The sequence below is a fragment of the Paenibacillus sp. FSL R5-0517 genome (assembly GCF_037974355.1).
In the GTDB taxonomy this organism is placed as follows: Bacteria; Bacillota; Bacilli; order Paenibacillales; family Paenibacillaceae; genus Paenibacillus.
In genome coordinates, this window is the sequence record NZ_CP150235.1 from 1,440,703 (window position 1) to 1,455,045 (window position 14,343).

The 14,343-nt window shown below is 45.4% G+C and carries 10 protein-coding genes; 8 read left to right on the forward strand and 2 right to left on the reverse strand.

Going from position 1 to position 14,343, the window contains the following annotated elements; translation table 11 throughout:
* Positions 1 to 475: 475 nt before the first annotated feature.
* The 5 genes from htpG (at position 476) to MKX40_RS06295 (ending at position 8,781) form a co-directional block, all read left to right on the forward strand.
* Complete coding sequence (htpG, locus tag MKX40_RS06275) at positions 476 to 2,356, forward strand: molecular chaperone HtpG (RefSeq protein WP_339240249.1); 1,881 nt, start codon at positions 476 to 478, stop codon at positions 2,354 to 2,356.
* Between the two features lie 717 nt (positions 2,357 to 3,073).
* Positions 3,074 to 4,489, forward strand: coding sequence for a dGTP triphosphohydrolase (gene dgt, locus MKX40_RS06280; RefSeq protein ID WP_105597648.1), 1,416 nt, complete (start codon positions 3,074 to 3,076; stop codon positions 4,487 to 4,489).
* Between the two features lie 42 nt (positions 4,490 to 4,531).
* Positions 4,532 to 5,566: an MsnO8 family LLM class oxidoreductase gene (locus MKX40_RS06285; protein ID WP_339242950.1), complete on the forward strand. Its 1,035-nt coding sequence runs from the start codon at positions 4,532 to 4,534 to the stop codon at positions 5,564 to 5,566.
* A gap of 256 nt (positions 5,567 to 5,822) precedes the next feature.
* A complete protein-coding gene (locus MKX40_RS06290; protein WP_339240251.1) occupies positions 5,823 to 7,535 on the forward strand; it encodes a methyl-accepting chemotaxis protein in 1,713 nt (570 codons plus the stop codon).
* A gap of 268 nt (positions 7,536 to 7,803) precedes the next feature.
* A complete protein-coding gene (locus MKX40_RS06295) occupies positions 7,804 to 8,781 on the forward strand; it encodes an RNA methyltransferase (protein WP_339240253.1) in 978 nt (325 codons plus the stop codon).
* A gap of 342 nt (positions 8,782 to 9,123) precedes the next feature.
* Here MKX40_RS06295 and MKX40_RS06300 read toward each other — a convergent pair whose 3' ends face one another.
* Positions 9,124 to 10,080: a D-2-hydroxyacid dehydrogenase gene (locus tag MKX40_RS06300; RefSeq protein ID WP_339240255.1), complete on the reverse strand. Its 957-nt coding sequence runs from the start codon at positions 10,078 to 10,080 to the stop codon at positions 9,124 to 9,126.
* 206 nt (positions 10,081 to 10,286) lie between these two features.
* On the opposite strand from MKX40_RS06300, the gene thpR reads away from it, so the two are divergent.
* Positions 10,287 to 10,889 (forward strand): RNA 2',3'-cyclic phosphodiesterase, encoded by a 603-nt coding sequence (thpR, locus tag MKX40_RS06305; protein WP_339240256.1) that lies wholly within the window; start codon positions 10,287 to 10,289, stop codon positions 10,887 to 10,889.
* 130 nt (positions 10,890 to 11,019) lie between these two features.
* Complete coding sequence (locus MKX40_RS06310; protein ID WP_339240257.1) at positions 11,020 to 11,865, forward strand: cell wall hydrolase; 846 nt, start codon at positions 11,020 to 11,022, stop codon at positions 11,863 to 11,865.
* Between the two features lie 276 nt (positions 11,866 to 12,141).
* Here MKX40_RS06310 and MKX40_RS06315 read toward each other — a convergent pair whose 3' ends face one another.
* Positions 12,142 to 13,356 (reverse strand): glycosyltransferase, encoded by a 1,215-nt coding sequence (locus MKX40_RS06315; protein WP_339240259.1) that lies wholly within the window; start codon positions 13,354 to 13,356, stop codon positions 12,142 to 12,144.
* 381 nt (positions 13,357 to 13,737) lie between these two features.
* Here MKX40_RS06315 and MKX40_RS06320 point away from each other — a divergent pair, with 381 nt between their 5' ends.
* Positions 13,738 to 14,319 carry a TetR/AcrR family transcriptional regulator gene (locus tag MKX40_RS06320; RefSeq protein ID WP_339240260.1) on the forward strand — a complete coding sequence of 194 codons (582 nt, stop codon included), beginning with the start codon at positions 13,738 to 13,740 and terminating at the stop codon, positions 14,317 to 14,319.
* Positions 14,320 to 14,343: the final 24 nt, after the last annotated feature.

Genomic DNA, 14,343 nt, shown 5'->3' on the forward strand with positions numbered 1-14,343 from the left:
ATGGAATGATTCTGTTTTTGAAAATAGAGATTGAACCTGAGTCAGACATGCGAATCCCAAAGGGGCACAACAGACCTGAAGCGGCATTCCACGTTTAATAAAAGATATCACTTCATTGATGATCTCTATCCTAAAAAATCAGTCGCTGATCAGATGCAAAAATAGTGCAGGGGACGAAATCGATTTGGAGGAAGCAGAGCGTTCGCCTTTATCACCGGATTTCTCCCTTTTTAAAAAGGGAATCAAAGAAATACGGGGATAACAGCGATCCGAAAAACGATTCGTAACCGGAACGGCTATATTGCAGAACGTCATGCACTTATTTTTTATAATGAGCCATTAGAGTGAATCACATATCTGTGGACTAGAGCGATCAAGGTTTTTGAGTCTACTAATGGCCGCAGGATTATCTCAGTTACTTCCTATTTTCAATCAAATCATTCGATATCCCAATTTGAAAGGAGTCCAACCATTCATGGCTAAAAAAGAATTCCAAGCAGAATCCAAACGTTTGCTGGATATGATGATCAACTCCATTTACACCCAAAGAGAAATCTTTTTGAGAGAATTGATCTCCAACTCCAGTGACGCCATTGATAAAATTTACTACAGAGCACTGACAGACGATACGCTCGTTTTCAACAAAGAGGACTACTTCATCAAGCTTACCATCGACAAAGAAAATCGCACGCTCACACTGACGGATACCGGAATCGGGATGACACAGGAAGAGCTGGAGAACAATCTGGGCGTTATTGCGAAAAGTGGTTCCCTGGCGTTTAAGAAGGAAAATGAAGCCAAAGACGGCCACAACATCATCGGACAATTCGGGGTTGGTTTCTACTCGGCATTTATGGTGGCGGACAAGCTTACCGTAACAAGTAAAACGCTGGGCAGCGACGAGGCTTGGAAATGGGAGTCCGAGGGCGCGGATGGTTACACGATCACACCGGCTGAGAAAGATTCCGTAGGTACAGAGATCGTCCTGACGATCAAAGAAAATACCGAAGAAGATTCTTATGACGAATTTTTGGAAGAGTACCGCCTGAGATCCATCATCAAGAAATACTCCGACTTCATTCGCTACCCGATCAAGATGGATGTGACGGGTCAACGTCCGAAAGAGGGCACGGAGAACGAGTTCGAGGAATACCAAGAAGAGCAAACCGTGAACAGCATGGTACCGATCTGGCGTAAAAATAAAAGCGAATTAACCGAAGAAGATTACAATAACTTCTATATGGAAAAACGCTACGGTTTTGACAAACCGCTCAAACATTTGCACATCAGCGCTGATGGCGCAGTGGTGTACAATGCAATCCTGTTTATTCCGGAGAACACACCGTTTGACTACTATACCAAAGAGTATGAAAAAGGCCTTGAACTCTACTCCAACGGTGTACTGATCATGGATAAATGCGGGGATCTGTTGCCAGATTACTTCGGATTTGTCAAAGGTATGGTGGATTCGGAAGACCTGTCCTTGAACATCTCCCGTGAGATGTTGCAACATGACCGTCAACTTAGCCTGATCGCGAAGAACATTAAGAACAAAATCAAGAGCCAATTGCAAAGCCTGTTGAAGGACGAGCGTGAGAACTACGAGAAGTTCTACCAAGCGTTTGGTCGTCAATTGAAATATGGTGTATACAGTGACTATGGTGTGAACAAAGATACATTGCAGGATCTGCTGTTGTTCACGTCTTCCAAAGAGGGCAAACTCGTGAGCCTGGACGAATACGTCTCCAGAATGCCGGAAGACCAGAAGTACATCTACTATGCATCCGGTGAGTCCATTAGTCGTATTGAGAAGCTGCCACAGATCGAGGGTGTTCTTGAGAAAGGGTACGAAGTACTGTACTTTACCGATGACATCGATGAGTTCGCAATCAAGATGATCATGAACTACAAGGAGAAAGAATTCAAATCCATCTCCAGTGGTGACCTGGGTATCGAAGATAGCGCGGACCAAGAAGAAACGGACGCTCAAGATAACGACAACAAAGAGTTGTTTGAAGCGATGCAAGCTCAATTGGCGGGTAAAGTCAAAGCCGTTAAAGCTTCCAAACGCCTCAGAAGCCACCCGGTATGTTTGTCCACTGAAGGTGAGCTGACGATTGAAATGGAGAAAATCCTGAAAGCTATGCCGAACAGTGAAAACGTACAAGCCGACAAAGTGCTGGAAATCAACGTGAATCACGATGTATTCAAATCGCTGAAAGACGCTTTCGCACAGGATCAGGAAAAACTGAACCTCTACACAAGCTTGTTGTACCATCAGGCACTGCTGATTGAGGGATTGCCAATTCAAGATCCAGTAGAGTTTACTAACGATATCTGTAAGGTTATGGTGTAAACTCCCATCGTACAAAGGTGCGATAATATCCTTGATGCAAAAATTCACACCGCCTCAAGAGTTAAATGGCGTGAGCATTAAGGCTAGAAGTTAAATTACTTCGATGCATCTACCATATTCATCCGACAGGGCATTTCCGTCCTGTCGGTTTTTGTTTTTTTACCCACAACGGGGTGGGCGTGGGGTAGGCAGACTATCATTGCAGCGATGGATAAACATCTTAATGGAATTCTTTAGTCATTCAAAAATGTGATGAAATCCCCTTTTCTAGGGGATGTGATGTCACTTAGATTGGGTGTGAATTAAACGGCAAAAGTAGTGAAGGGGACGGAATCGATTTTGAAGAAGCGAAGCGGTTGCCTGAAAGCTTTCTGCAAGAAAGCTGCATCGGAAGCACATGCTATTCCCGAATTTCTCCCTTTCTAAAGGGAATCAAAGAAATTTGGGAATAACAGCGATCATAAGAACGATCCGTAACCGGAACGGCCACGCCAACTGTATCATGCACTTTTTTTCATCATAAGTCACTTTCAATATAGAATCATGATCATTTAGGTGCACGAATGATAGTCTGGCAGGGTATAATAAAAGAATAGGACTGTTTATTACAAGTTGATGTAAGAAGAGATGACAATCGCAGACAGGTTTTACTTTTCGAAACCACAGATGTTGTGTATAATCACTCAAAATAGAGACAGTCGGCTAGGAGTGATCCCCATGCAATGGAACGATCTGAGAGAACATAGACAATATCCTGAACTAACCAAATTGGATGGATCTCGTGCAGCATACGAACGGGACTATTCCAGACTCATTCACTCACCGACCTTCCGTCGGTTACAGGGCAAATCACAGGTGTTTGGCGCAGGAACGGGGGATTATTATCGTACTCGTTTGACCCATTCCCTGGAGGTGGCGCAGATTGCACGCGAGGCTGCCCGCAGCCTGATTCGTCGTTTTCCCGAGGTGGACTGGGACCGTGCCGATAACCCCGGCCTTATTATTGATTCAGAAGTGGTGGAGTGTGCTGCAATCGCACATGATTTCGGTCACCCGCCGTTTGGACATAAAGGTGAAGAAGTATTAGACGGTATTCTGGATGACCTCATTAACACCGAGGCTAAGAAAATTATGAAAAAAAGCCGCAGCGCCAAAGTTCCCAAGGTGGAGTCTGAGGTTCGTGCCGAGCTAAAACGGAAATATGAGCATTTTGAAGGAAATGCACACAATTTCCGTCTCATTATGCATTTGGAGAAGCGTGAGGATATCGACGGACTGAACCTGTCTGATGCGGTATTACTGGGAATCAACAAGTATCCGTACCCCGGGACAGAGAGCAAGAAAGGCATGTATCATCATGAGTGGCAATATATTCGTGAGATCCGTGAACGTTGGAACGTGCCGGCAGGCAAGAAGACGCTTGAAGCACAGCTGATGGACCTATGTGACGATATTGCGTACTCCTCGCATGACCTGGAGGATGGTATCAAAGCAGGCAAAATTGAAGTACACGAGCACTTCCTGCAAGATCCTCATGTGAATCGACTGATTGTGGATAAGATTACAACGTTGGAGGATCTGTTCTGGAACGGATGGACTCGGGAAGCAATTGGGCAAAAGGTAGAAGAGGTGCTCGCTTCGTTCCTGCGCATCTGGAATGAGAAGATGCCGTTCTGTGAGCATGATTACTCGCGTACCCGACGTGAGGTGAAAGCTTATTGGGTGAGTTTCTTTGTAGGCAGCCTAGGTGTTATTGATGATGGTGACTGGAAGAAGGTTACCTTTGTCCGTGAAGGGGCTGAAGACCTTGATATGCTGCGTACGGTGAGTGTGCTTAAGAGTTTTGCATGGGTGACGATGATACGTGATCTGCGTGTGCAACGGCTACAGAAGCGAAGTGAGTGGATGATTAAGCGATTATGGGATGCATTCCTCGATCCGGAAACGTCCAAATCCATTATTCCATCCGACTGGCTGCAGCGGTATGAGAAGGATCAGGCCAAAGCGCAACCGATCTGGACCTGGGAACATATGGTGATTGATTATATTGCAGGAATGACGGATGCATTTGCCGAGAAAATATACAATGAACTTTATGGACTGAAGGTAGGTTCCATCTACGATCTGGATTAAAATGAACCGATATAAAGGGAGATGAGACGCTTGGCTACAAGAATGAGTGAGACGTTCAGTCTGGGCGTACTTGACCTTGTTCCAAGGTTAAACGATGCCACAGCGGAACAGGCACTTCAACAATCCGTGGCACTTGCGCAACAGGCTGAGGCTTGGGGATACACCCGATACTGGACATCAGAGCATCATGATATGGCTGAACTGGCATCGGCCTCTCCCGAAGTACTGCTATCCCACATCGGAGCAAGAACGACAACGATCCAGCTTGGCTCTGGAGCGGTCCTGTTGCCACACTACAGTCCGCTCAAGGTTGCAGAGTCGTTCCGTCTCCTGGCTACCCTCTATCCGGGGCGCATTGAGCTTGGGCTCGGACGTGCTCCTGGCGGTGGTCCTCATGCGACGATGGCACTCAGTGGCAATTACTTGCAACATGTGTCCAAGCTGCCCGAATCACTTGCAGCACTGACCGAACTGCTTGAAGATCGATATACCTACGAGGATCATCCTGTGACGGCTCGTCCGATTCCCAAGCTTCCGTTATCGCTTTGGATGTTGGGGACCAACGTAAAGAGCGCAGAATTTGCGGCACGGTTCGGCATGGGCTATGTCTTTGGTCAATTCATGAGTGATGCTGATGGTACAGAGGCTGTAAGGCGATACCGAGAAGGATTTGTTCCCAGTGCAACCATGAAGGAACCTGAAGTTATGGTGGCAGTCAGCGTATTGTGTGCGGAGTCAGAGACGGATGCCTTGGCCTGGAGTCGTGACATGGCAGAGAGACGCAGGGCGGATGGAAAAGAACGTTTAAGCGAGCTGAATTCGAATAGTATCGAGGTCTCCGGCACGAATGATTCAGCCAGTGCTGATCTTCATGAAGCTGAGCGGCACTATGCAGGTACACCTGAGCAGGTATGGGGTCAATTGGAACAAGTAAGTCGCAGGCTGGATACGGAGCGGTTGCTTCTGGTTACGGCAGGACCCGATTATGAGCGCAGGCTGAATTCTTACCGATTGCTGGCCGAGCAAAGACAGAGCAATCTTGAAGTAGGCGAAGCACTTTATGATGCAAACCGTTAAAATTTGAATAAAGCAGAGAGCTGCAGATCGGGATGTTACCGTATGCTGCAGCTCTTTATTGTAGAATATGCCAAAATTCAACAAGACTTTACTAAATTAAGCTTCTTAATAACAAAATAATGTTATAATACTTTACGTCTATTTTCCTATCGATATAATATAGATAAGTTCTTTTGACAAGAGGTCAAAAGAAGGGGAAAACAATGACAAAAGCACCTGAATTCGGGATGACCGAAGAGGTCAAGGGGGAAATCATATGTTCAGCAGATTTAAGATCAAAAGTATCGGTCTGCGTATCAGCATCGCGTTCTACTTGTTAATCCTCTGTTTGATTATTTTGAGTGTCACCATTGTCACCCGCATGAATTCAATCGAATCCAACACAAATGAGATTACAAACAATTGGATGCCATCAATCCAGCAAATTAACCGGTTAAACTACACTACGGAGCACGTTCTTTCGCTAAGTTATCGTCACTTTGACGCGGATAAATTGGACAAGGGAGCTTTGTTAGAAGAGCGTACCAAGTATATTCGTGAAACAACACAGGCGATTAAAATTTATGACCAGCAGGAAAAGTCTACGGAGGAACTCGAACACTGGAATGCGTTCAAGAATAAATGGGAAGCGTATCTTAAGATTAATACGCAAGCAATCAAGCTGAGTGATGAGGGTCAGACACAGCTGGCCAAGGAAGTCGCTGAAAAAGGTGCAGACTCCTTTGACGCCATGCAAGTCGATCTGGATTATCTTGTGGAATACAATCAGAAACAGTCCGATATTGCGGCGGCCCAAACGATCAGATCGGTTCAGGATGGTAGAATAATCATTATTATCGGTGTTCTTGTCATGATTGTCATTACAGCGATCAGTATTCCGATTATTCGTTCACAGGTCGTGAAACCACTGCTGCGTGTTATTAGTTCGGTGAAACTGATTGCAGAAGGCCAATTGAATGTACAGGATATACATACCAGACATGAGGACGAAGTCGGTGTTCTGGCCAAAGCGGTGAATGACATGAAAGGTAACCTGACTTCCATGGTTCTGAGCGTTAGACGAATTGCGGAAGCTGTCAATCGTCAGAGCGGGGAACTGGCAATCTCCTCCGAAGAGGTTAAGATTGGCAGTCGCCAAATTGCTGTGACCATGGAAGAGTCGGCCAAGGCTGCGGAAAGTCAGGCAGAGACAGCGGTGGAATCAGCTCGTACGGTTGAAGTGCTGAATGATCACATCCAGAATCATACGGAGCAAGGCAGTCAGCTACGCGTCATGTCGGATCTTGTACTGGAGCAAGGGCTGAATGGTCGCAAGGCGATGGAACAGTCAGTTCAGCAGATGCAACAGATTTCCGGAGCGGTCTCAACTTCCATGAACAAAATGGAACGGCTGAATCGTAAAAATGAAGATATCTCCAAGCTGGTTCAGGTCATTCATGAAATTGCACGCCAAACCAACCTGCTGGCATTGAATGCCTCCATTGAAGCAGCCCGTGCGGGAGAGAGTGGACGCGGGTTCGCCGTAGTGGCCTCAGAAGTGCGGAAGTTATCGGAAGCTGTGCAGACTTCGGTCGAAGAGATCACGGCGATTACCGAGGATATTCAGCAGGAGTCACAAGGGGTGGTTGCGGAATTGCGTACAGGCGTTCAGGAGACCGAACTGGGTCAGGAACATGTACTTGCTTCAGGTCAGCTCTTCCGTACGATTAATGAATCGGTGGAAGGCATGGTAGGTGTGATCAGCACCATGACAGATGGCCTCGCGGGAATGCAGGAAGCAAGCGGACGAATGAATGATTTCAGTCAGCAGATTTCGGCTGTTTCGGAACAATCAGCAGCAAGTGTGGAAGAAGTTTCTGCATCGGCGGAAGAGCAGGTCAGTTCCATGGAAACGATTAGTGGCAACATTCAAAGTCTGAAAGAATTATCGGAAGATTTGCTAACATCCATTGAAAAATTAAAAATATAACCTTCTTCTTATAATAGAAGAAACTGGCTCGTGCATGGGCGGGCTGTTGAGAATCTCAAAATAAAATAAGGTGTTCCTCGATCCTGGGGACACCTTATTTTTTTCTTTCCAAATAGTTACCTCCAAAGAAATGGATAGTTGTCTAGCCGTCTAACATTGTATACAATGACTACCTGAAGCATTCGTAACAGCTGATATTTGATATGTATACACTGAGCTACTATCTATATAGAAGAAACATGATTAATGAAGGAAGGAGAGGAGAATTTTGCCTGATGGAACACTTGGTAGTTACACTACTTCTGGGAAATACCTCTACACCTTTGCTTGCCACGAGAACGAGCGTGAATTATGCATGCTGGAGCTGAATACGTTGCTTGAACCGAGTTCAGAGATCGGTATGGATAGGGGAGCATATGTGTGGTCTGAACGACATATATCACCTGGACGTAGTCCTTTTATCCATGGCAGATTAGATGTAATCGGTGAAGGCAATACGGTGAATGACCTGCTCCCTCTTGCCAAAGAGATTCAGCTGTTGCCAGAAGAGACATTTAAGGTGATTTGTCTGAAAGAAGGGGATCATGCCCCTGATTATGCACAGTCTCGTCAACTGGAAAAAGAAGTCGGCATGTGCATTAAAGGCAAGGCACAGATGAAGCAACCAAAAGTGACTTTCGGCCTAATCCAAACAGGAGAAAAATGGATCTTGGGCCAGTGGACAGAAGCTGATCGATCATGGCAGATTCATCGGCAGAAGCCGCAAAATTACTCGACTGGATTTGGCATCACACTCGCCAGAGCGCTGGTGAATATTGCTGTTCCGAACGTGGAAAACCATCGATTACTTGATCCGTGCTGCGGTATGGGAACAGTTGTCATTGAAGCTTTATCCATGGGAATTGATGCGAGAGGTAACGACTTGAATCCTCTGGCTGTCCGAGGTGCACGTATCAATCTGCCGCATTATGGATATGATTCGGATCGAATCACGTTAGGGGATATGAATGAACTGCAAGATCGGTATGATGCAGCAATTCTGGACATGCCCTATAATCTCTGTTCTGTACTCCCAGATGCTGAGCAACGAGACATGCTGAAGAGCTTGCGCAGATTGACCCAGCGGGCAGTGATTGTTTCCACAGAGTGGGTAGAAGAGCACTTGTTGGAAGCGGGATGGACAGTAAAAGAGTACCGAACAGTAAACAAAGGCACGTTTATACGTCATATCTGGTTGTGTGTGTAAGTATAAAAAAAACAAAACTCTACCTCTAAGGAAATTTCCAGAGGTAGAGTTTTTTTACTGTGTACATTTTAATTGAACTAACGATTTACACGAGAAACGTAGAGGACGGAAATAACCTGAAGAAGCGGAGCTAAAAGCTTTCTGCAAGAAAGCTGCATCGTAAGCATACTCTTCGCCTTTATTCCCAGATTTTCACTTTTCTAAAAGTGAGTCAAAAAAATCTGGGAATAACAGTGAGCGGAAGGTTGTTCTGTCATCGGAGTTGTAAGTGTAAATATTGTTTAGTTCAATTGATATCGTTGATCTGATTTGCACAATATTGCATGGGAACGGATGTTTGTGTTAATATTTATGACTATAATCCACCAGGTTAAGCGGAAGTGTCTGGCCAGCTACATAAGCTTCCAGATTTTTGACGAAAATATCGAGGGCACGATCCGTGTATTGCTCCGTGCTTCCTGCGATATGTGGCGTCATTAAGACGTTATCCATGCCCCATAACGGGTGGTCTGCCGGAAGGGGTTCTTCTTCGAACACGTCCAGTGCGGCGAAGGCAACCTGGCCGTTTTGGAGTGCATTCAGCAAGGCTTCCGTTTTCACACTGGGGCCGCGGCCCACATTGACGAAACATGCACCAGATTGGAAATGCTCAAATGCAGTTTGATCATATATATGTTTGGTTTCATCGGTCAACGGTAAAATATTAATCACATAATCGCCTTGGCTCAAGGCTTCATGCAGCCCGGTCATGTCGTACATCTGATCCACGTTGGGCACATCTTTGCCTGAGCGACGAACACCGATCGTTCGCATGCCGAGTGCTTTGAGGATGCGGGCTGTTTCGGTTCCAATCTCACCTACACCAACGATGACCGCTGTTTTGCCGTGCAGTTCGGGTAGGGGTTTGGCGGGAGCTTTCCATTCGGACTGCTGTTGATGCAACATGGCTTGTCTCAGCCAGCGGCTGTGGGATAACATCATGCCCAGAATAATTTCGGTGATTGGAATGGCGTGAACTCCATTTGCACTGGTGACCTGAATGTTCTTCTGCTGCAAATCTGCAAAAGGAAGATTGTCCACACCAGCGGACCAGACCTGAACCCACTTCAACAGGCTGTCTTGTCTCAATGCATGTTCAGTGACAAGAGGTGACCAACCGAGAATAATCTCAGCCTCTTTCAACGCAGCAGGGTCCAATTCCTTGGCTTTTCCGAATGTCAGGGTGTACCCCGGTGCGGCGTTCTGAATGCGTTGTTTCTGTTCTTCGGATAGAGATGGAAAACATACAATTTTACCCATAATGTGTGGTCCTCCTGAGATCAATAGTTTGATAAGTTTGATAATTGCAGTGTATCAGATTTGATGTTGGATGTGCATAAGGTGGTAAATGCAGGAATCTAGCCTTATTTGCAAATGGTTATCTTTGTGTCACTCTATACTTACCCAACTTGAAACGATATGTATAGTTATGAAATAATAGAGCGAACTTTAGAGAGGTGTATGCAATGAATAACCAATCACATCAGGATCATTCATCCCGACGGGAAAGATTGTTTGTGGCGATTCGTCTTCCTGGTCCTGTTCAGCAGTCTCTTCAGATGGACGCGAGGCTTGTACAGAACAAGCTTGATTTTCGTAAATGGACAGATCATCGGGATTATCATATAACCTTGCAATTTCTTGGAGATACACTTGTTAGTGAGATTGGACATCTTCGGAAAGCGTTGCGCTCAGTAGCAGTTGAATTCCAGGCGTTTGAACTTCAGCTTGCGGATTGGGGCACATTTGGACTTGAAGAAGCGCCTAAAGTGTTATGGAAGGGTGTTAGCGGAGAGATGGATCGGTTGATTTCATTGCAAAAACAAATCGTTCAGGCCACATCGACTCTTGGATTCGAAGCTGAATTAAGACCATATGCTCCCCACATCACCGTTGCTAGAAAATATCTGGGACAACTCCCAGGTAATGAGAATAAAGGGGTATCTGGAGTGCTTCCGGAACATGCCTCAGGTGTTAATTCATGGATGGTGGAGGACATTGTACTTTATGTGACAAGGCTTGGACAATCTCCAATGTATGAGGTCGTGGACACGTTCTCTTTTTCCTGATAATCATTTTTATGCCATAAAATCACATTGACATTACGTTTATCCCTATGTAATATTAGCCATCGTTATTCAAATTCTTTTTTTTGGGTTACTTAGATAAGGGAAATGTTTCGACAGGAGGAATCTTCGAATGAACATTATAAGCAAGAATCGTTGGGTAGCACCGATGTTATCAGTGCTGCTTGTATGTATAGTGGGGGTAAATGTCGTTCAGGCGACGGGGAAGTGGAATGAAGCTAGTGATAGTAAACAGATGACCGAACTTGCGGCTTCTGTGCAAAATAACCAAACATCTGCGCAAGAAGAGAGGCGCATGATGGAAGATGGGACAAGTCTGTCTACACAAACCGTAGCGTGGACTGAATCTCTGCCAGCGAAGAACTGGTTGACGACTGCTCAAGAAAAGCAGGAATTGCAAGAAGCCAAGGCCAAGAACAAAGCTAGAGCTGTAGCTGCGGCCAAAGCCAAAAAAGAAGCTGCACTGAAATTGGCCAAAGTGGAACGTGCCAAAGCGGTGGCTGCTGTAACAACTCCCCCCCAAAAACTATACTTTACGCGGACCAAACTTCTGAACCAGGAAGACTCGAAACTCGCAACCTGGTCATACAGTGTGTCCGATAAAGAACTGCATCTGCTGCAAAAAATCGTCATGGCAGAGGCGGAAGGTGAACCGTACGAAGGCAAAGTGGCAGTTGCCAATGTTGTCTTAAACCGGCTGCGGTCAGCCAATTTTCCCGATACCATTTACAAGGTGATCTATCAGAAATCCCAGTTCAGTCCTGTAGCGAACGGACGTTTGAAACGTGTGGTTCCCAACGAGGACAGTATCAAAGCAGTGAATGCTGCGCTGAACGGGAAGAAGGAAGTTGCCGATGATACGTATTATTTCTTATCATTGACGCTTGCCGACGATCTGACAGTTGCCCGCTCGCAGAAAAAAGTAAAAACGATCGGTCATCATACTTTCTACAAGTAATCGACCCGTAAATTCTGCAAACAGGCAGGGTAGTTAACAGTGTGTGCTTCACACGGCCCCTTCAAAAAGCCTGAATCGTAGTTTTATTTCGTTATTTAAAATATGGTTATACTCTAAATTACCCTTTTTTCTGCCAAATCATACGGTCGAAATCAATGAAAATAAAAGAAGGTTCCCTTCCAATAATTCGGAAGGGAACCTTCTTTGTATATCGTGAGCACTTGCCTTGTCCTCTATAACACCTCATGAGAGCTGTTCTATAGGTCCATAGAGACGTTAGAATGGGATTCTGGTACCTGACAAGGACGTGGCAGCAATTCCGGCTGAGAATCGCTCTACGGGTGTTTTCGTAACTTCGGCTGTCGTCGGGAATAATAAATCATGAACAGCTTGGGCGCAACACGTTGGATCATAGGCTGAACGGCTGCCGGTAATATGTGCTACGTTCAGCGGGCTTTCAGCTTGAGTGGATGCCTGTTCACAGAGTTGGCTGAAACGTTTGGTAATCACATCGGCAGAGTGGATGACCTGGCCGTATCCGGCTTGTACAAAGTATTCACAGTTCTCTTCCTCTTGACCCGCCAGCGGAGGAATGAACAGCATGGGTAACCGCTTAGCCAACGCTTCGGTACATGTCATGCCACCAGGCTTCGTGATTAGCACATCGGATACATCCATCAGTTTGCTTACTTCACGGGTATATCCCAGAATACGAATATTAGGGTGCTGGAAGCAAGGCATCTCCTTCATTTTTGCAATCATTTTCTCGTTGCTACCAAGACAAAACACCAATTGAACACGATCTGCCCAGGACGTGAGAGCTTTCATATGATCCTCATCAAAAGAAAGTCCCCAGCCTCCACCCATAAGCAGTGCGGTAGGCATGTTCTGAAGCCCCATCTCTTGCCGCAACTTTACTTTGTCACCCGCTTCCCAGAAGTCAGGATGCACAGGAATTCCCGTGATCTGAATGTGGGAGGGATCGACCCCTCGAATTTCAAGTAATGCTTTGACCTGAGGGGTGGAGACCAGATATTTATTCACTTCCGGATTAATCCATGTTCCATGCACGTCATAATCCGTCACGACGGTATAGAGCGGGATATTCAGGCCCTGGCGTTTGAGCCGGGAGATCACTGCATTTGGAAAAGGATGGGTACAGATCACCGCATCTGGTTTCAGTTGGGATACGACCTGTGCTGTCTGTGTATAGAAAATTCGATGCAACGCCAGCTTGGTAAAGCCATTTAATGACTTGTTGTACTGTGTGCGGTACAACAGACTGACCAGTTTGGGTTGAACCGACAGTGTCTTCCGATATGCAGAAAAGATTAATGGAGCTACCGTTGGGTTTAAAAATTTGCCTAGTTCAATGACACGACTGTGAACATGTGGACTGACTTTTTTGATGCCATGTGCCAGCGCATGAGCGGCCTGAGTGTGACCGGTACCGAATCCTTCCGATAATAAGAGCACTCTTGGTTTTCGCATGAGTTCACCTTTATTCATAAGTTTTAATTCATAATGAAGATATTCATCGTTTTCGTTAGCTATGGATCATACATTACTACATGAATATACATTGAAGCGCAGAATCATGTTTCATCCATAAATATTTACACCATATCTCTTGGTCTGAGACATTCTGGCTTCATTTATATACGTATGTTTGAGTCATCTTACACTATAGACGACGACAGAAGGAGTTTCCACTGCATTTCGGTTAAAAAAAATTAACACAATATTTAAAATGTTAGGGTTGCAATCTTATTGCTGAGGTGGTAATGTATATTTTGACCGAATGACCGAATTGTATTTTTGGTCATTTATGTAGGACGAATGAACATTGAATGGAGTAAAAGGAGGGATATGATGGCTCCGATTGACAGGAGACAGCAGGTTATTCATGCAGCAGCCCAGTCGTTTGCCATGTTTGGATACAAAGCAACTACGATGGACCAGGTCGCCAAGATTGCGAACGTGGGCAAAGGAACGATCTATACGTTTTTCACCAACAAGGAACAATTGTTTGATCAGATTCTGGTAGAAGTGATTCAGGAAATGAAGAACATCGCACATCGTGAAGTGCATCAGGAAAGTGCATTTTTTGATAATCTCTTTCGGGTGCTGGATGCGTTGTTGGAATTCCGCCGTGATCACGAGCTGCTGGTTAAGTTATCACAGGAATTGAAGGACTTTGGAACACTGCAGGCCAAGGAAGGTTTGGACAAAGTGGAGAAAGTTATTTCCGATTTTCTGGCTCGGGAGCTTGAGAAAGCGAAGGATAATGGAGAGATTCGGGATTGTGATCCGCAAGTGGTCGCTTTTATGATGATTCGCTTGTATATTGCACTCACCTCTGATTGGAACAAACAACATCAACCACTGAGCAAAGAGGAAATCAAGAATTACTTTCGCCTTTTCTTAATGGAAGGAATTGCTGCTGTAACGTAATCCGAATTTATTCTACTATAAATA